Here is a 17539-nt window from a genome sequence, read left to right as displayed (position 1 = left end):
AGCAAAACGCCGCCGACCGGGGGTCCGGGCAGCGGCGTGAGCCTGAAGGAGGCGTAAGCGGAAGAGGTTCCTCAGCCGCGGGCCGCTTTGACGACCTGTTCGAAGACGGCCGGTTCGGAAACGGCCAGATCGGCCAGGACTTTGCGGTCGATTTCGATTTTGGCCTTCTTCAGGGCCGCGATGAACTTGCTGTAGTTCAGGTCGAAGGCCTTGACGGCGGCACTGATACGGACCGTCCAAAGGGAACGGACGTTGCGCTTGCGGGTCTTGCGGTCGCGGTAAGACCAGTACTTGGCCTTGTAGGTCGCGTCCTTGGCGTAACGGAAGAGTTTGCTGCGGCGGCCGCGGTAACCGGCGGCGCTGGTGACCACCCGTTTGCGGCGTTCACGGGAGGCGGGGGCATTGGTGGCTCTGGGCATGGTGTTTCCTTAAGTTGAGCGGGAGAGCGTAGAGGGTATCAGCCGAAGAGCAAGTTCTCTTTGATTTTGCCCAGATCGCTGTCGGTGAGGGTTTTGGGGGAGGCGAGTCGGCGCTTGCGCTTGCGATTCTTGCTGCCCGCGAGGTGGCGGCGTCCGGCGCGGGAGGTTTTCACCTTGCCCCCGGCGGAAATTTTGAACCGCTTGGCGACGGCTTTGCGCGTCTTCGAACGGGATACTCCTTTGGCCATACTTTTCTCTTTCTCTTTGCGATTGCTGGTGTGTTGGGTTCTTGGGTGCGTCGCGCTAAGTGCTGGTGCTCTTGGCGTTGCTTTCGGTGGATTCGGAATCACCATCGTCTTCCGCATCCTCCGGACCCTCGGGAACGTCGTCGTAGACTTCGTTTTCGACCGTGTATTTCCGGACCCGCTTTTTTTCGGGGAGGGGAGTTAACATCAAATTGATGTTTCTGCCAACCAATTTCGGTTCGCTGTCGGCCGAGGCGACGTGGTTGAGATCGGCGATGATTTTGTGCGCCATGGTGCGGGCGTCGTCCTTGCGGATCATTTCGCGTCCGCGGAGGACGAGCATGAGCTTGACCTTCATGCCCTTGATCATGAAGTCCTCGGCATGGCGCATCTTGACCATGTAATCGTGGGTGTCGGTATTGAGGTGGAACTTCAGTTCCTTGACCCGGGCCGAAAGGTTGTGCTTCTTGGCCTCGCGGTCGCGTTTGGCCATCTCGTAGCGGAATTTTCCGTAGTCGAGGATCTTGCAGACGGGTGGGCGGGCGTTGGGGGCGACCTCGACCAAATCCAGGCCGGCCAGGCGGGCTTGGTTGAGGGCTTCGGGCAGGGGGAGGACGCCCAAGGGCTGGCCCTCCGGGCCGATGGTCAGGACTTCGCGGGCGCGGATGCGTTGGTTGACGCGTTGCTGGGGGGTGTGAATGACGGGCTCCTTGTTGGCTTCTGTCGATGGTTCAGTTGTGGAAAAAGGGATGGAAAATCAGGCGCGGGCAAAGGCGGGGTTCAGCCGGGGATGGAGCCTTCCAACGCAGGGCATGGGAGCCGGACCGACAATGGGGGTCATAGTCCGGAAAATGCGGTCACTGCGGTGGCCGCGCTGATGCCCAAACAAAGAAACATGGCCGCAAACTAGGAAAGACCCACCTCCGAGGCAAGTGCAAAAGCGGGCGGCCATATTCCCGGTTGCAAGTGAACGGTCCACGGTTATACCGGATTGAGTGAAAGTTTGCCTTGCGGGTTATGGCCTCATCGGCCGGGAATGGGTCAGGCACTATCGCGCGGATGCATTCGAGGTTGCCGTCTGGAACCGTTCCCCCCGTCCCGAAGCACCCGGTTTCAATCCCGACCTCGGCCATGCCCTGGCCGGGGCGGATGTGCTCCATTTGGTCGTGGCGGACCCGGCGGCCGTCGAATCTGTCCTGACACTGGCGGGGGATCGCATAGGGCCCGGACTCTTGGTCATTCAATCCAGTACCATTTCCCCATCCGCCGCCGGAACATTCGAGGCGTTCTGCCTCCAACGGGGGGCCGCCTATGCCGAGGCCCCGTTCACCGGCAGCAAGCCCGCCGCCGAGGCCCGTCAGAATGTCTTTTACCTCGGAGGAGCGAAGGAGGCCAAGGATCAGGCAGCGCGTGTGCTTCATGGATTGTCGCGGAAAATAGTGGATATTGGAACGGTCGCCCAAGCCTCCGCGCTCAAGCTGGCCATGAACCTCCAGATCGCCTCCATTTCCCAGGCCCTGGCGGAAGGCCTGAGCCTGGCCAGACGTTCGGGCATCAGCGATGCGTGTTTCTTCGATGTCCTGGAATGCAACATCGCCCGATCGGGTCTGAGCGATCTGAAAAAAGACAAGCTCATCCGCCGCGATTACGATCCCCAGTTTTCCGTCAAACACATGGCCAAGGACTTGCGGCTGGCCTTGGAAACCGGGTCGCCGTCCGAGTTTCCTTTGACCAGCACCCTGGCCGGGATTTACCGGCAGGGGCTTGACGCCGGTTGGGGCGAGGACGATTTTTCCGCACTCATCCGCTTGTTGGAGGCGGAGGCGGTCGGTGGGAAAAAAAGAGAACAAGGCCCATAATTTTCATTTAAGGTCATCCGAAATCATGACAAAATCTTCCATGCTCATACGGGTTCTTCGCATCTTTCTTGTTTGCACACTCCCTTTCCTTTCGGTCCCACTTTCCGCCCAGACCGCGATCGAGCTCCGGGAAAAAGCCTCCAAGGCCTTTGAAGCCGGCAATTACAAAGAGGCGGTTGCCGCCGCCCAGGACTTCATGCAGAAGTTCTCCACCGACATCGAAGCCCCGAAAGTCCGCTTCCTGCTCGGGGTTTCACAATATTCTGTCGGGGATTATGCCGGTTGTGCCGCCACCTTCGCCAACCCGAAGGACCTGCCCGAGGAATTTGATGCCACGATCAAGTTCCACCTCGGCGCCGCCAACTATTTCCTCGGCCAGTATGACAAGGCCATCGCCGCCCTCGGCCAAGTGCTCACCTCCAAGGATGCCGAGGCCAAGAAGAACCTCTCCCCTTACGCGGTCTATTACATTGGACGTTCCCACATGGGCAAGGGATCCAAGGCCGATGAGGCCAAGGACAAGGTCGGTGCGGCCAAGGAATGGGCCGAGGGCCTGAAATCTTTCACCGAATTCACCACCTCGTTTCCCAACCACGAACTTTTCATCGACGTCGCCACCGCCAAGGCCACCGCCAACATCTTCCTCAACAAACTGGACGCCGCCCTCGCCGACCTCGAAACCCTGCGCAACAAACCGGAGAGCGCGGGCATGGGTGATGACATCGACTTCCTCACCGGCTACGTCCTCACCCAGAGTGCGCAGAAGCTGCTCGACGATTTCAAAAAAGAAGAAGCGGAGGCCGTCATCACCCGGGCCAAGGAAACCTACGCCCGTCTGGCCAAAAGCCCCAACCTCGTCATGGCCAACCAGGCCGCCTTCCAGCTCGCCAGTCTGGAATTCGCCCAGGCACAGACCGTGCGCGGGGACGCCGCCGCCTACCGCGAGGCCATGGAAGCCGCCATCGAGGCCTATCGTTCGCTTCGCAGCAAGGACGAGATCGCCGCCTCCCAGCAGAAACGGGTCGACGAGGCCCGCAAGGCGGTGACCGATGCCGGGGGGAACCGCGACCGGGTGCGTGCCGCCCAGCAGGCCCTCTCCCGGGAACAACAGAAGCTGACCAGTGTTGAATCCGCCCCCGACACCGCGGTGGACGGCCTTTCCCGCATCGGCGACTGCCTCCTCCAGCTCCAACGTTACGACGAGGCCCGCATCGTCTACCGCTTTGCCGGACAGTTCGGCAACGATGAACAAAAGAAGCAACTGTCCATCCAGAAGGTCATTTCCTTCGCCATGCAGGGACTGCCCGACCAGGCGGAAAAAAACTTTGCCGAATTCCGGTCCAAATATCCCAACGATCCTCTGGCAGAAAATGTGCGGTTCCTCATCGGCAACGCCCTCATGCAGCAGGCCAAGTACGACGATGCCATCAAGGCCTTTGATGAAAGCCTGAAGAACTTCCCCGCCAGCCGCGTTTCCGGACAGATCCCCAAGCTCAAGGCCCAGTGTTACCTCGCTCTGGGCAAGGCGGATGAAGCCCTCAAGACCTTTGACGACTTCATCCGCGACGCCGCCGCCGGCAAGCTCAAGGTTCCGCCGGAGGCGGTCGAGGACGCCCAACGTCTGCGCGCCCTGGCCCTCCTGCAAATGAAACAGGTCGAGCCGGCCATCAAAGCCATGCAGGAACTGGCCGCTGCCTCCAAAACCCCGGCCATCCAGGAGGAGGCTTCCTATCAGGTTGCCAGCATGCTTTCGCAGGCGGGACGATTTGAAGAGGCGGCCAAGGCATTCGCCGACTTCGCAACCAAGTTCGCCAATTCACCCCGGGTCATGGAAGCGAGTTATTTTTCCGCTGTTTCCCTCGACAAGGCCAAAAAGCCCGACGAAGCCATCCAGCGCTTCCAGTCGGTGGCGGACAAATACAAGGATTCCAACTTCGCCATCGGGGCCCTCGACAAAATATGGAACATCCACCTGCAGCAGGGCCGCATCGAGGAAATGATCAAGGCCCAGGATGCGCTCATTGCCGCCTACCCGCAGTCCACCCAGGCCATCGTCACCCTCTTCGAGCGCGCAAAATACCTGGATGAAAAAGCCAAGAAAAAAGACGAGGCCGCCAAGGCCTTCCAGGCCGTCTACGACTTTTACAAAAAACTCCCGCCCGAAGTCCTGGCGACGCCGAACGGCCAGAAGATGGCCGAATACGCCGCCTTCGGTCTGGTTCGGGGGGCCGACCTCCAGCGCAAGGACGCGATTGCGCTGGGACCATTTGACAAACTGGATGAGGCCAAGAAGGCCCAGTGGAAAGAGTTGATGACTTCGTCCCAGTCGTCGTTGGAAAAGGCGGTATCCGAGTTTCCACAGTCCAAGACCATCACGAACGCGCTCCAGCGTCTGGTTGACGTCCTGTTGTTGGAGATCAAATCGGGAACCATGACCCTGAATGAGGCGGCCACTTATTTGAGCAAACTGGCCGGCAGCCTGTCCGACGAGGTGGCCCAGGTCCAGGTGTTGATCGGACGCGCCAGCCTGATGTTCCAGGGCGGGCAGCCCGAACAGGCCCTGGTTTTCTACGACGAAGCGTTCGGCAAGATCACCGACCCCAAGCGCATGGCCTGGGCGGACTACGACCGCTACGGTTCCATCCTCCTGGAAAACAAGAAATGGGACAAGGCGCTGGAGGTTTATGGACGCCTGGCCGACAACTTCCCCGAGCCCCGCGCCCAGGCTGCCGCCACCTATGGCATCGGCGCCGCCGCCCAGGGCAAGGGCGACCTGACCAAAGCCCAATCGTCCTTTGCCACTCTCAAGGAGAAATTCCCATGGTCGGATAAAATCTTTGATGCCGACTTCGGTCGGGCCACCGCCCTTTTGGCCGAAGGCAAGTATGATGAAGGGTTCAAAGTGTTGCGCGAAGTCCAGGGCAGCGCCCGCAGCAGCAACGAGACCAAGGCCAAGTGCATGCTCGCCCTCGCCCGTTCTCTTGTCGAGATGGGGGACAAGGGGATCAAGACCAGCGAGACCAAGCAGGCCGCGGGCAAGCCGGACCTGAACATCTACGAACTGGCCCACAACAACGCGGTCAAGATCGACCTCTTCTACCGTGCCTCGCTGCCCCAGATGGTGCCCGAGGCCCTTTACATAGCTGCTGGCGCCAAATTCAAGCAGGCCAAGAGCGAAACCGATCCCGCGCGGAAGAAAGCCGCGGAAGACGCGGCCAAGAAACTGGTCGACCTGCTCCAGCGGGATTATCCGACCAGCCCTTGGTCGGACAAGGCGCGCAATCTCAGTTGATGGGATAAGAGCCTATCCGGACAGGTTCCAAGCTGGAACCCTGCAGTGGAACTCGCGCTGAGGTGTGGTGGGCAATGAGGAAAGGGGGATCCTTTTCTGTAGACGGGGATTCCGATCCCCGTGGCCGGCAGAGGGTGTCGTTGATTCCCAAACAACTTTTCCCTTCGCGTTGTTTGTGCCCTTCGCGGTAGATTTGCCGCCATGATTCTACTTTCTTGGAACGTCAATGGCATCCGGGCCACGCTCGGGAAGGGATTTCTGGACTTCGTGGCCAAGGCCCGCCCCGATATCCTGGGGCTCCAGGAAACCAAGGCGGAGGCCCACCAAGTGGACCTGGCCCTGCCCGACCATGACCACGCGCATTGGAACAGTGCGGTGAAGAAAGGTTATTCCGGCACGGCGGTTTTCAGCCGCTTCGCCCCCCGGTCCGTCACGCTTGGCATGGGCATCCCCGAGCACGACCAAGAGGGCCGCATCATCAATGCCGAGTTCAACGACTTCATCCTGGTCAACGTCTACACCCCGAATTCCCAGGACGGCCTGCGACGGCTCGACTACCGAGTCAACGGGTGGGATGTGGCCTTTTTGAGGCACATCCAAAAGCTGGAGAAAAACAAGCCGGTGGTGGTGTGCGGGGACCTGAACGTGGCCCACCAGGAAATCGACATCGCCCGTCCAAAGGAGAATGTCCAGAGCCCCGGCTTCACCCCGGAAGAGCGGAAAAGCTTCCAGCGATACCTGGATGCCGGGTGGATCGACACCTTCCGCGAATTTGAGAAGGGGCCGGGGCATTACAGTTGGTGGAGCTTCCGCGCCGGGGCCCGGGCGCGGAACGTCGGTTGGAGGATCGATTACTTTTTGCTTTCGCCGAAACTCAGACCGGCCCTAAAGAGGGCGTGGATCATGCCGGAAGTCACCGGCTCCGATCACTGCCCGGTAGGCATAGAACTGAGTCTTTGATAAATAACAAATCTCTAACACCAATTCACATTGACCGGGTGACGGGTATATCGGGAGGGCGAGGTTCCCGCCGAGCCGTGATCGTGTCATCATGCCGGACGCGGCTCAGCAGGAGCTTCGCCCTCCCGTAAGGCGCTCGATCGCCTATTCAATGGGGTATTGTGCAGCTGCGCAGCCCTAGCAAGCGAAGGCGGATGCCCGGTAGGTGTAGAACTGAGTCTTTGATAAACAACAAATCTCTAACACCAATTCACATTGACCGGGTGACGGGTCTATCGGGAGGGCGAGGCTCCCGCCGAGCCGGGTTCGGGTCATCATGCCAGACGCGGCTCAGCCCCGAAAGCTTGCGGGGGAGCCAGGAGCTTCGCCCTCCCGTAAGGCGCTCGATCGCCTATTCAATCGGGTATGGTAGTGCTACCCGGCCTTTGCAAGCGAAGGCGGATGCCCGGCATGAAGAAAGCGGGGGATATTGGATTATGTAAAATGCCTCATCTCCGGAACACGTCGAAGGCGTGATCGGCGCCCTCGCGTTTGGCTTCAAGGACGATGCGCAGCAACTTCCCCAATTCGCCCTCGGGCCAGCCCTTCTGCTCGAACCAACAGAGATACTCCGCCGGGATTTCGTAAAGCGGGCGCCCGCTGAATTTTCCGAAAGGCATGCGCCAAGTGCGCAGCTTCTCCCAATCGGCCAACGCTTCGGGGGTTAAAGGCATGTTTTGAGTTTCTTATTACTGTTTCCTCTGGCTGAGGACTGATAGCTGATAGCCGACGGCCGACAGCAGATCACCTCACTCATCCCCCCATCACATTCACCCAGACAGTGCGGGTGTGGGGTGCGCGACGGTGTTCGAAGAGGTAAATCCCCTGCCAAGTGCCGAGGCAGAGGCGTCCTTCGGCGATGGGGACGACCTCGGAGGTCCGGGTCAGGGCCATGCGCAGGTGGCTGGTCATGTCGTCTGGGCCTTCTAGGGTATGGACATAACCGGGGTGGTCTTCCGGCACAAGGTCTTCAAAAAAACGGTGCAGATCTTGGCGGGCGGTCGGGTCTGCATTTTCAAAGATGACCAGACTGGCACTGGTGTGGGCCACGAAAACCGTGGCCGTGCCGACACGAACACGGGAGGCAGTCACGCAGGCGGCCACCCGATCGGTGATCTCGGTCGTGCCTTTGCCCCGGGTGGCGACAGTGAAGGAGGTGGACTGGGATAGCATGGGGAGGGCAATTTACCGTGAAGAACGCCGGAAACGCGAAGGGAAAAAGATGGGTTCACCCCAAGGGAAAGGGATAAACCACGCCGCCGTCCACGGGGATGGGAATGCCCGTCTAGAAATAGAAGAATACAGAGTCCGAGCCGTGATGCCCCGCCTTATCAAACCGTCCTTGCGGAGGGAGATGGGCAGGCTATTTTGGCTCCCATGAACATGCCCCTCATTGCCATTGTTTTCGGCATCCTCCTCGATCTGGCTGGAACGGTTTCGTTTTTTGCCACCGGTGCCACCCACAAAACCGCCCTCATCCCCTGTGTCTTCGGGATGATCATTCTGGTCTGCGGTATCATCGCCCGCAAAGAAGCCCTGCTCAAACACGCCATGCATGTGGCGGCGGTGTTCGGTGTGCTGGGATTCCTGGCTTCGGCCGGACGGTTTGTTCCGTCATTGATCAAACAGCTGAACGGTGGCGAGCCGAGTCCGGCGGCGCTGGCCTCGACGGGTTCGATGGCGCTGCTTTGTGGCGTTTTCACCGCGTTGTGCGTCAAGTCCTTCATCGATGTCCGCCGGGCGCGCCAGGCCGCACAGGCGGGCCAAGCGTCGCAGGGTTGAAGGGTAGTTCCTGGTGAGATGGTCCCCGGTCATTTTGGACCGCGCCCTGACGGTGGCGCTTTTCCTCCTGACCGTTCTATTGTTCGGCCCGTTGACCTATTGGCTGGCCCGCCAGACCCACCATCACGGGCAACTGAACCATGCCCTGCTCATCTTGGGGCTGGCCGTGGTGTTTTTGCTGACCGAGCGGCGCAACCGGCTTTCCTACCACGGTGCCTTCAGCCCCCTTTCGACCACCCTGTTGATGGGGTCCTTCGTCCTCCTGGGAGCGGCCACGGGGACGCGCCTTTATTGGTTGTTTGTCGCCAGTTATGTCCTGGCCGGGGCGGCCTGGGGGCTGTTCTTTTTCGGCCCGCGGGCCCAACGGGCGGTGTTTTCCCTGGCCGGGGCGGCGGGAGCCTACGGGGTGTTGGCTGCCCTGGTGCAATACGCCGATTGGCCGCTGCGCGCGGTGGCCGGCCGGTATTCCCAATGGGTGTTGGAGAAGCTGGGCTTTGCCGCCCGGTTGTATCTTGACCGCGGTGACGAAGCCCGGCTGGTGCTGACGGTCGGACCCCAGGCCTTCGAGGTGGCCCCGGAATGCAACGGATTCGGCCTCATCGGGGCCTCGCTGCTCCTGGCCCTGCTCCTGGTCATCTACCGGAGGGTGGCGGTGTTCGACAAAGTCTTGTGTGTGATCATGTCGGTTTTCCTGGCGGTTCTTTTCAATGTCCTGCGGATCATCACCATCTGCCTGCTGGCCCCGCACTTCCCGGGGCATTACCCGGTGCTGCACGAGATCGTGGGCAACGTCTTTTTCTGGGCCGGCCTGGCCTCGGTTTGGGGGGTGGTCTGCTGGGTCGATGGCGACCGTGATGTTGCCGCGGCACGGGCAGGCAGCATCACTTCTTGAGGGTGTAGGTCTTGTCCACCAACCATAGGGTCGCGTCGTACTCGGCCTGGGTCAGCCAGCGGGCGCTTCCGTCGGCAAAGAAGTAGTGCAGGGTTTTGCCGTAGGTGTCCCAGTCCAGGACCTCGATCTGGTTGCCTTGGGCCCCCTCGTCGACATCCATGTAGAAGTCGCCGCGGATGTGCCGCTTTTTCCCCAGGAGGATGAGGGTGGAGGGCGAAGTCAGGTTGACGGTATGGACCTGGTAGGAAGGGTCGGTGTAGGCGCCGAGGTCGTTGAAACCGTTGTAGACGTAGCTGCTGTTGTTGCGCCGGTTGGTGAAGAAGACCGCCGGGTCGCGGTTGGCCGGGAGGGGGTCGGAGGGGTCGATGAAGGCCCGGACATCGGGCATGTAGGTGTACAGGGCCTTGGGCCATTTGTCCACGGCGGCACCGGTGACGGGATCGGTGCCGTTGGTGCGGGGCGGGAGTTTGTATTGGTTGTCGGCGGCGTAGGAAAGCAACGACATCCCGAGCTGTCGGATGTTGGAGAGCGAGGCGGCCTGGCGACCACGGGTCAGGACCTTCGAGACAGCGGGGATGGCGAAGGACGCCAGAACCGCCACGACGACGACGACGGCAAGCAATTCGACCAGCGTGAAGCCCCGGCGCATGAAGGACAGGCTACCGCACCCCACCCTCCGAGGCAATGCGGTGCGTGTCCGTCTCCCGTCACTGCGAACGGGGATGGGAATCCCCGTCTACAACGTAAAGGCTAGTGTCAAATTGAATGGACAACGCCGTAATCGATGGATATAGTTTTATTGAATTGATCCGGGCATCGGCGGTAGCAAATGACATTGGATGCGATCTTGGGCTGTTGGACCCAGGCTTTGGTTTGTTGAGATAATTCGGACATGTCGGCGATGCGCCGATTCAAGCACTGCGTGGCGAGCACATGGAGTTCAATCTCCGCCATGTTGAGCCAACTGCCATGCTTGGGATGTAGTGGATCTCAAAACGTTCCCGGATGCGCCGGGCCTCCACGGGTAGGAAGGCTTCATAAAGCGAAGAGAACGAATGGGTGTTGAGATTGTCCTGAACCAGGACGAGGCAGGCAGCACGGGGGAAGTAATCATCACTCAAGGCCTTGAGCACATGGGCATAATCGATGCGGGTTTTGCGTTCGGTGACGACGACTTGATGCCATCCCTCCAGAGGAGCGCTGAGCATGAAGAGGGTTCCCACCCCATGGCTTTGGTATTCGAAGTCGAACTTTTCAGGGTGGCCGGGAACTGGCGGCCAAGGCGCACGGCTATCGCAGACGAGCTGCTTGGTGGTTTCATCCAAACAGATCAGGGGCCGCTGCGGGTCCTGCGGGCGCTGGTAGACTTCGAGGACTTCTTCCATGGCACAGACGAAGGCCGCGTCCTGCCCCGGGGCGATGCACCACTGTTTTTTGCGCCAAGGCTGAAGTTCATTTTTTTTAGACAGTGGTGCAAGGCCGATGGATCAATCGAATCGACCAGCTCGAGTTCGACCAGTTTGTTGGCCAAAAGCTTCAGGGTCCAGCGGCTGCGGCCCTCGGGAGCCGGGCCGCAGCAAAGAGCAATCAAACGGGCCTCGACCGTGCCGTCGATTTTGCGCACATGGGGCCGCTGGTGGTAGTCCCCCTCAATGGTGGGCCGCAGTCCCTTGGCCGCGACACGCGCGCGCATGCGCTGCACGCTGCTCAAGGAAACCTCCAATGCTTCGGCAATTTGCCGGTCGTTCAAACCTCCAGCTCCACGGTTCTCGTCGGCTTTAAGCATGATACGGGCCCGTTCACGTTTGCTGGGAGCCGCGTTGCTGCGCACCACCTGCTCAAGCCACTGACGCTCGGAAGAATTTAAGGCGATGGGATAGAGTTTTGGGCGCATCTCCTATGGGTACAGAATGCATCGAAGATGTACAGCCGTTTTACAGCGTTGTCCACTCAATGAGACACTAGGGGGCGGGGACGAGCGAGGAACCGGCATAGGCCTGATAGCTTTTGATGCGTCCGGTAGCTTCGGCGGTGATTCCCTGGCGGGGCACGTAAACGAAGCCGCCGAGTTCCTCCTCGCGTCCCAGATCGATGACGATCCAATGGGGGTGCTTGGGCTGGGCGGACTTCCATGCGCTGTGCCAGTAGTTCGAGATCTGCCCGTCGATGGCATTACCCGCGCCGGCGGCTTCGCCCACCGTTTCCTCGCTGCTGACGCTGGTGATGGTCCAGAGCTGTGAGTTGAGGGCGTTGCCGTCGGGCCCGAAGAGTGAGAGGTCGGCGATGGCGGCGGACGTGCCCCCGTCGTGTGCGTCGAGGGCTTCCAGGGCAAAGAAGCGTCCGCGCTGCGGTTGGGAGAACGTGATCCTTTGGGACTCGGCCCCGGGGGCGAAGACCCCGCGGAGACCGGACGCACCTTGAACGCGGAGGCGCTTGAGTTCTGGTTTGCGGCCAAAGAAGTCAAGCTCGGGACGGAGCTGATCGAGGATCGGTTTGTCGAGCCCGGCCAGCCCGGCATCGGTATCACCCAAATAGTCGAGCACGATGAATGTGTTGCGCCCGGCCTTGAGCCAAGGGCCGGGGACGAACATTGTCTGCTGCGGGCCGATGTTCCAGTAATGGCCCAGGTGGTGGCCATTGACCCAGATCATGCCTTTGCCCCAGGGCCGCATGTCGAGGAATGTGTCGCCGGCCTTTTTCAAGTCGACCTCGAAACGGTGGAAACCCGGACGCAGGCGGGTGAAGGGGGCTTGGCTGGCGGGAGTTTGTGTAGCGAGTTGGTAGGCAAGGCGACCGAGATGGGTGGCGTCGAGCGGGAGGGAGAACATTTCCCAATTGAGGAGTTCGGTATCGCCCAAACGCACGGGACCGCGCAGGCCCTTGCGGTCGTGGACCTCCAGGCCGAAGTTCACCCGGCCCATGGCTTCGACGAGCAATTCGAGCACGGCGGTTTTTTTGCGGGCGGGCAGCTTGGCCAGGAAGACACGGTTGCGGCGGTCGAAGTTGGCCAGCCGCACCCCGTCCAGATAAAGCTGCCCGATGTCGTTCACGGCGTCGGCCCGGAAGACGGCCTCTGGTCCGGCGGGCACAGTGGTGCGGTAGAGCACGGCGCCGTGGGCCTGGTCGAGCTTTTCCAGGTTGAGCGGGCGTTGGGCCCGGACCGGGCTGGGCAAATCGGCCAGCAAAGGGGCGAAGCCGGTGGACGGGACAGCGGGGAAGCTGATCAGCGGAGGGGCAGGGGGCGGCTGGGGGAGGGTCTCGCCCGGCTGGAGGTAACGGGCGAAGAGGTCGCGGGTTTGGAAGAACTTCTTCGTGGTCCAACCGGCCTCACTGATGGGGGCGTCGTAATCGTAGGAGGAGGTATCGGGCTTGAACGGGCGGTCCGCACCCGGGCCGAAGCCGAAGGAGGTGCCACCATGGGCCATTTAGATGCTGAAGGAGGCTTTCATCTTCAGCATGGTTTCAAGGTCGCCAAGATAGCGCGCCGTTTTTCCCCGGTGGTGGGGCTGGCCCCAGGTGTCGAACCAGCCGGGGTAGAATTCGCCGCACATCAATGGTCCCTTGGGCAGGATCTCGCGCAGCTTCTTGAAGGCACCCTCGGGGTCGGTGCCGAAGTTGACCACGGGAAAGAGGTCGGAGCGGTGCCCGTTGCGGAGCTGCCATACTGGATTGCAGGCAAAGAGGGGCACCTCAAAGCCGGCATCGAGCAGGGCTTGGCGGATTTCACCCATATACTGGGCGTCCTTCCCGAAAAAGCCGTATTCGTTCTCCGCTTGGACCATCAGGATGGGACCGCCGTGGGTCACTTGGAGAGGGGCGAGTTGGCGTCCCACCTCCAGCAAATAGCGGCGGGCAGCGCCCATGAATCGCGCGTCGCGGGAGCGCAATTGGATGTCTTCGTGTTTGAGCAACCACCAGGGCAGACCGCCCATTTCCCATTCGGCGCAGGCGTAGGGTCCCGGACGCAGGATGATCCAGAGGCCCTCGGCTTGGGCCAGTCGGCAGAACTCGGCGATGTCGGCCATGCCGGTCCAACGGAATTGGCCCTCCCGGGGCTCGTGTTGATTCCAGAAGAGGTAGGCGCAGACAGTATTCAGACCCATGGCCTTGGCCATTTTGAGGCGGTGACTCCAGTATTCGCGGGGAACCCGGGCGGCATGGATCTCGCCGCAGCGTATCACATAGGGCTGGCCCTTAAGCATAAAAGCCTCATCCCCAATGGCGAAGAGGCCTGGCGCGGCCAGACTGGGAGTGGGGCCCAGGGCGATGAGGATTGCGATCAGCAGCACGGGAACGCAGAAGGAGGGGGGGCGGATCATGCGAATAACCCTACTATTCAACGCAGACGACGATATTGCCAGACAAAGATCAAACGAATATCTTGACAGCCGATGCTACTTATGGGAACTTTCTATCAAGGCCGCTTTTGTCTTTGCTCCCCCAAAAGCTGAATCGGTCGTCGGTAGCGCCAAATAAAAAACTGACAAAAAGTAGATAAAGAAAAGGCAATCGTATGAAAAACTCATCCAACGCCCTGATGCGTCAGGTTAACGCTGCAGTCATCGTTTCGGCAGTTTTCGCGTTTTCATCCACCCTCCAAGCCCAAACTTGGGATGGTGGCGGCTTGACTGATGCCTCATGGGGTAATGCCACCAACTGGACTGGCGATACCCTTCCGACGTTCAACGCGGCAACTGATGTCACCTTCAGCACCAATGCAGGTCTTAGTGGCAACACCACTTGGCTTGGTGTGGGTCGTACGATTCGTTCTATCACCTTTGGGGCTGATGTGGACGGCACATTCGCCTTGAGCCTCTCCGCGAACGCAACGTCCACTGCGGACGCCCGTCTGACTTTTGGCAATGCGACCAACCAAGCGTTCATTGACGTCTTGGCTGGATCGACTGCGAACATCACTATTGGTAACCCGTTGAGCCTGGGTTTTTCGGGGAGTCCGGCTAATTCATTCCAACTCGGCAGTAATTTGATCATAAACCACAATGGATCGGGGGTTTTGACATTTAACCGCCCGATATCGACGACAAGTAGTTTTAGCTTCACCAAGAATGGCACCGGCACGTTTCAGATTTTCAACAACAGCGGCATCACGGGCTCCCTCAATGTCAACCAGGGAACATTCATTGCGGGTTTCAGTGGAAGCGCCAATGAAATTGTCAATTACTCTGCTGTGAACTTGAACGGAGGCACGCTTCAGTTCGCCACAACCGGAACTAATAAAGTCTACGGCAACTCGACGACGGGAAGCGCGAACTGGACGGTTACCGGAAACAGTACACTGGCTTACAACAACAATTCAACCACAAGCAATGCCGCTGGCGCGCTCGCCGGGAATGGCACCCTGAACTTGAATGGAAATCTGACGGTCCAAAACATATCCAGCAACCAATCACTGACGAATCGCTTCGACATATCTCGTAATATCACAGGCACGGGGAACTTGGTTGTGAATGGCTACAATTATATCACCAGCAACTCGACCGATTTTTCGTTGGGACGACTTGAGATCGGCGGCAACAACACCTTGTGGTCTGGGGACGCGATCATTCGTCAAGGGTCACTCAGTGTCTATGGCAACTCTACCCTGGGGCAGGTCAACCTTGGAACCGGTAAAATTGTTTTTGGGGAAACCGGAAATTCAGCAGGTGCCGCGCTCCTGCTCTCGCCTGCCGCAGGGTCAGGGAACAAGCAATTCGTCAACGACATCATTGTGCGTGCAGGTGGCTTCCGCACGATCCGGGGAGGTAGCGATCACACCTACACCTTCACGGGCAATGTTTCGCTTGAAGGGGATTTGAATATCCACAACGGACTTTTCTTTACGGACAAGAATATGATATTCAGTGGAAACATCACGGGCGTTGGCGGAGTCAACATCACCGAGTCGGGAAATCCAGGCTTCGTTCGTTTCTCAGGGACCAACAACACCTACTCGGGGGCCACCACCATTGGCACCAATGCCACTCTCAACATCAACAGTGCCACAGGACAAGCCATCGGAGACAGTTCCGCGGTCAGCTTTACCGGTGCTAATTCACTCCTTCAATTCAACAGTGCAAACGAAACCATTGGTTCGCTCGCATCTTCTGGCACGGATGGAGCTGTTAATCTGGGTAGCAGAACCCTCACCACCGGTGGAAATAACCAGTCCACGAGCTATGGCGGTTCCATCAGCGGCACGGGCGGCCTGACCAAGCTCGGCAATGGCACCTTCACCCTGGCTGGCAACAACACATACACCGGCACCACCACGGTCAGCGCAGGCACGCTCCTCATCGCCTCCACGGCCACCTTCAGCAGCACGAACGTGACGATTGCCACCGGAGCGACCTTTGATGCCTCCGCTTTATCGGGTGGATTGACCCTCGCCTCTGGCAGCCGTATCGGCGGCGACGGTTCCTTCACCGGAAATTTGACCCTGGCCTCGGGGGCCAACCTGATCTTCACGCCCGGCTCGGTCTTTGATGTGAATGGTGTGGTGAACTTGGCGAACGACTTCAGCATCTCCAGCTTGGTGAATGCCGACGGGAGTGCGATCGATTGGTCGCTCGTCACACCCGGCACCTACACCCTGCTTGGAACGACCACGAGTGATTTCAGCAACATCACGAACTTCGGCCTGGCTAATGCGGTTACCCTGCCGGGAGGCGGAGGCAACACCGCCTATTTCAAAAATGGAAGTCTCGACCTGGTCGTGGTTCCCGAGCCTTCCACCTATGCCCTATTGGCCGGGGGTCTGGGTATGCTCGCCTTCCTTCGCAGTCGCGCGCGCTCTGGAAAAAACAAATCCTGATCACAGATTGCGAAAAGTGGTTTCTTCTCAAGACGGGGGATCGAAAGATCCCTCGTTTTTTGTTTGCGCCATCGATCAACCAAAGAGTTGCCGCCTCTTTTATACCAAATCCGATTGGTTAGGCGCAAAAGCGCTCCGGAGGGCCGCACGCTGTGCGGCTTGATCGCAGGGCCTGCGGTCCTCCGATTGGAACAGGCTCATTCAACATGATTGGGTATTATGCCAAATTGAATGGAGTAGGCGTAAAAGTGCCTTATGGGAGAGCGAAGCTCCTGCTGAGCCGCCCTAGGAATAGAGACATCAAACCGGCTCGGCAGGAGCCTCGCCCTCCCGCATATTCTGTCGCTCAGTCATTTTTATTTGGTATTACTCCAGATCGCCCCATGAGCGCGTTTTCTGTCTGATCAGCTGACTGAATGGGCGGGAACCCGGCGTGCCCGGCACTGTGAGCCGCATTGCGGCAACGCACCGCTCAAGCGGAGGTTCGCGTGACCGCGTTGGATGCGAAACGCACCTGACGCGGCCCGCTCCACCAAAGGCATCAAAGGTGGACACAATCTTCCGCCGATGCCCGGCCTTTTCGCGGGACAAGCCGAGCGCTTTTGCCCCATATCACGCTTCTCCTCGTGAGCCGGCACCGTCCACAACAAATTCAAAGCTCCTATATGAAAACTGACCGCATAGGCAGACAAATAACAAACAATATAACTTGCGTTTGCAATATTTACTATGTAGTTTCTTCGTATGGCCAAATCCCAAAAGAAAAGCAGTGAGAGAGTGCTCCTATTTTTAGGGTTCCAGCGAAATTCTCGGGGTTTTTCACTCGTCGAAGTCACGATGGCCCTGGCCCTGGTCAGCTTTGCCGGGGTGGTGGCGCTTGGCCTCCTGCCGACGGGATTGACCACCTTGCGGGACTCGATGAATCAAACGGTCGAAGCGCAGATTCTACAGTCCATCGCCAGCCAGGCGGTGATCTCTAAATTCGACCAGCTCGCCGCGAATAACCTGTACTTCGACGACGAAGGTCTGCCGGTGACCAGTGCCAGCGGGGCCTTTTTCACCGTGAACATGACGACAGATCAGGCCACGTTCCCCGGGAGCGCAAATGCCGTCGATCTTGCGCAATCACTGGTAAATCTGAAAATCACCATTCAATCGCGCAAGAGTCCATCCGCTCCCAGCTCTACTGCCAAAACAAAAATTTACAGCCTGCAAGTCGCCAACTCGGGCAAGTAGCTTA

The 17539-nt window shown here is 59.3% G+C and carries 14 protein-coding genes and 2 pseudogenes; 7 read left to right on the top strand and 9 right to left on the bottom strand.

Features of this window, described 5'->3' with window-relative positions; translation table 11 throughout:
• Nucleotides 1-71: 71 nt before the first annotated feature.
• The 3 genes from rplT to infC are packed head-to-tail and all read right to left on the bottom strand — an operon-like array spanning nt 72 to nt 1364.
• A complete protein-coding gene (gene rplT, locus SFU85_00975; GenBank protein ID MDX6765342.1) occupies nt 72-419 on the bottom strand; it encodes a 50S ribosomal protein L20 in 348 nt (115 codons plus the stop codon).
• A 38-nt stretch (nt 420-457) separates the two neighbouring features.
• Nucleotides 458-667: a 50S ribosomal protein L35 gene (gene rpmI, locus SFU85_00970; GenBank protein ID MDX6765341.1), complete on the bottom strand. Its 210-nt coding sequence runs from the start codon at nt 665-667 to the stop codon at nt 458-460.
• Between the two features lie 55 nt (nt 668-722).
• On the bottom strand, nt 723-1364 hold the full coding sequence (gene infC / locus SFU85_00965; protein MDX6765340.1) for a translation initiation factor IF-3: 642 nt from the start codon (nt 1362-1364) through the stop codon (nt 723-725).
• A gap of 295 nt (nt 1365-1659) precedes the next feature.
• On the opposite strand from infC, the gene SFU85_00960 reads away from it, so the two are divergent.
• From SFU85_00960 to SFU85_00950, 3 genes are all read left to right on the top strand, one after another.
• Nucleotides 1660-2523 carry an NAD(P)-dependent oxidoreductase gene (locus tag SFU85_00960; protein ID MDX6765339.1) on the top strand — a complete coding sequence of 288 codons (864 nt, stop codon included), beginning with the start codon at nt 1660-1662 and terminating at the stop codon, nt 2521-2523.
• A 25-nt stretch (nt 2524-2548) separates the two neighbouring features.
• A complete protein-coding gene (locus tag SFU85_00955; GenBank protein ID MDX6765338.1) occupies nt 2549-5815 on the top strand; it encodes a tetratricopeptide repeat protein in 3267 nt (1088 codons plus the stop codon).
• 201 nt (nt 5816-6016) lie between these two features.
• Entirely contained in the window at nt 6017-6775 is a 759-nt protein-coding gene (locus SFU85_00950) for an exodeoxyribonuclease III (protein MDX6765337.1), read from the top strand.
• Nucleotides 6776-7263: 488 nt separating this feature from the next.
• Here the strand turns inward: SFU85_00950 and SFU85_00945 are convergent, their stop codons facing one another.
• Together SFU85_00945 and SFU85_00940 are read right to left on the bottom strand one after the other, a co-directional pair.
• The gene (locus SFU85_00945; GenBank protein MDX6765336.1) at nt 7264-7488 is read right to left on the bottom strand and encodes a DUF3820 family protein; all 225 of its coding nucleotides are present in this window, start codon (nt 7486-7488) and stop codon (nt 7264-7266) included.
• A gap of 79 nt (nt 7489-7567) precedes the next feature.
• Nucleotides 7568-7987 carry a secondary thiamine-phosphate synthase enzyme YjbQ gene (locus SFU85_00940; protein ID MDX6765335.1) on the bottom strand — a complete coding sequence of 140 codons (420 nt, stop codon included), beginning with the start codon at nt 7985-7987 and terminating at the stop codon, nt 7568-7570.
• Between the two features lie 204 nt (nt 7988-8191).
• Here SFU85_00940 and SFU85_00935 point away from each other — a divergent pair, with 204 nt between their 5' ends.
• Nucleotides 8192-8596, top strand: coding sequence for a hypothetical protein (locus SFU85_00935; protein ID MDX6765334.1), 405 nt, complete (start codon nt 8192-8194; stop codon nt 8594-8596).
• A 13-nt stretch (nt 8597-8609) separates the two neighbouring features.
• A complete protein-coding gene (locus SFU85_00930) occupies nt 8610-9488 on the top strand; it encodes an exosortase/archaeosortase family protein (GenBank protein ID MDX6765333.1) in 879 nt (292 codons plus the stop codon).
• Here SFU85_00930 and SFU85_00925 read toward each other — a convergent pair.
• The 4 genes and pseudogenes from SFU85_00925 to SFU85_00910 form a co-directional block, all read right to left on the bottom strand.
• Entirely contained in the window at nt 9478-10137 is a 660-nt protein-coding gene (locus SFU85_00925) for a prepilin-type N-terminal cleavage/methylation domain-containing protein (GenBank protein MDX6765332.1), read from the bottom strand. The two genes, SFU85_00930 and SFU85_00925, sit on opposite strands and share 11 nt — an antisense overlap.
• 130 nt (nt 10138-10267) lie before the next feature.
• Nucleotides 10268-11382: pseudogene (locus SFU85_00920) on the bottom strand (IS630 family transposase).
• Between the two features lie 67 nt (nt 11383-11449).
• A complete protein-coding gene (locus SFU85_00915) occupies nt 11450-12079 on the bottom strand; it encodes a discoidin domain-containing protein (protein ID MDX6765331.1) in 630 nt (209 codons plus the stop codon).
• A 699-nt stretch (nt 12080-12778) separates the two neighbouring features.
• Nucleotides 12779-13690 (bottom strand): annotated as a pseudogene (locus SFU85_00910) (beta-galactosidase family protein).
• A gap of 311 nt (nt 13691-14001) precedes the next feature.
• Here SFU85_00910 and SFU85_00905 point away from each other — a divergent pair.
• Together SFU85_00905 and vccB are read left to right on the top strand one after the other, a co-directional pair.
• Complete coding sequence (locus SFU85_00905) at nt 14002-16299, top strand: autotransporter-associated beta strand repeat-containing protein (GenBank protein MDX6765330.1); 2298 nt, start codon at nt 14002-14004, stop codon at nt 16297-16299.
• A 744-nt stretch (nt 16300-17043) separates the two neighbouring features.
• Nucleotides 17044-17535: a Verru_Chthon cassette protein B gene (gene vccB / locus SFU85_00900; protein MDX6765329.1), complete on the top strand. Its 492-nt coding sequence runs from the start codon at nt 17044-17046 to the stop codon at nt 17533-17535.
• Nucleotides 17536-17539 lie beyond the last annotated feature (4 nt).

This window comes from Candidatus Methylacidiphilales bacterium, assembly GCA_033875315.1.
Taxonomy (GTDB): domain Bacteria; phylum Verrucomicrobiota; class Verrucomicrobiia; order Methylacidiphilales; family CAZTYG01; genus JANRJG01.
The sequence above is the reverse complement of the archived record's forward strand: the minus strand, read 5'-3'. Positions and strand labels throughout refer to the sequence as shown.

What these genes read in the sequence shown, in the direction of transcription:
- SFU85_00950 (MDX6765337.1), top strand. Translation starts at nt 6,017, where the DNA reads ATGATTCTACTTTCTTGGAACGTCAATGGCATCCGGGCCACGCTCGGG.
- SFU85_00925 (MDX6765332.1), bottom strand. Translation starts at nt 10,137, where the DNA reads ATGCGCCGGGGCTTCACGCTGGTCGAATTGCTTGCCGTCGTCGTCGTC.
- rpmI (MDX6765341.1), bottom strand. Translation starts at nt 667, where the DNA reads ATGGCCAAAGGAGTATCCCGTTCGAAGACGCGCAAAGCCGTCGCCAAG.
- SFU85_00915 (MDX6765331.1), bottom strand. Translation starts at nt 12,079, where the DNA reads ATGTTCGTCCCCGGCCCTTGGCTCAAGGCCGGGCGCAACACATTCATC.
- SFU85_00945 (MDX6765336.1), bottom strand. Translation starts at nt 7,488, where the DNA reads ATGCCTTTAACCCCCGAAGCGTTGGCCGATTGGGAGAAGCTGCGCACT.
- SFU85_00955 (MDX6765338.1), top strand. Translation starts at nt 2,549, where the DNA reads ATGACAAAATCTTCCATGCTCATACGGGTTCTTCGCATCTTTCTTGTT.
- SFU85_00935 (MDX6765334.1), top strand. Translation starts at nt 8,192, where the DNA reads ATGAACATGCCCCTCATTGCCATTGTTTTCGGCATCCTCCTCGATCTG.
- SFU85_00905 (MDX6765330.1), top strand. Translation starts at nt 14,002, where the DNA reads ATGAAAAACTCATCCAACGCCCTGATGCGTCAGGTTAACGCTGCAGTC.
- vccB (MDX6765329.1), top strand. Translation starts at nt 17,044, where the DNA reads ATGGCCAAATCCCAAAAGAAAAGCAGTGAGAGAGTGCTCCTATTTTTA.
- SFU85_00940 (MDX6765335.1), bottom strand. Translation starts at nt 7,987, where the DNA reads ATGCTATCCCAGTCCACCTCCTTCACTGTCGCCACCCGGGGCAAAGGC.
- rplT (MDX6765342.1), bottom strand. Translation starts at nt 419, where the DNA reads ATGCCCAGAGCCACCAATGCCCCCGCCTCCCGTGAACGCCGCAAACGG.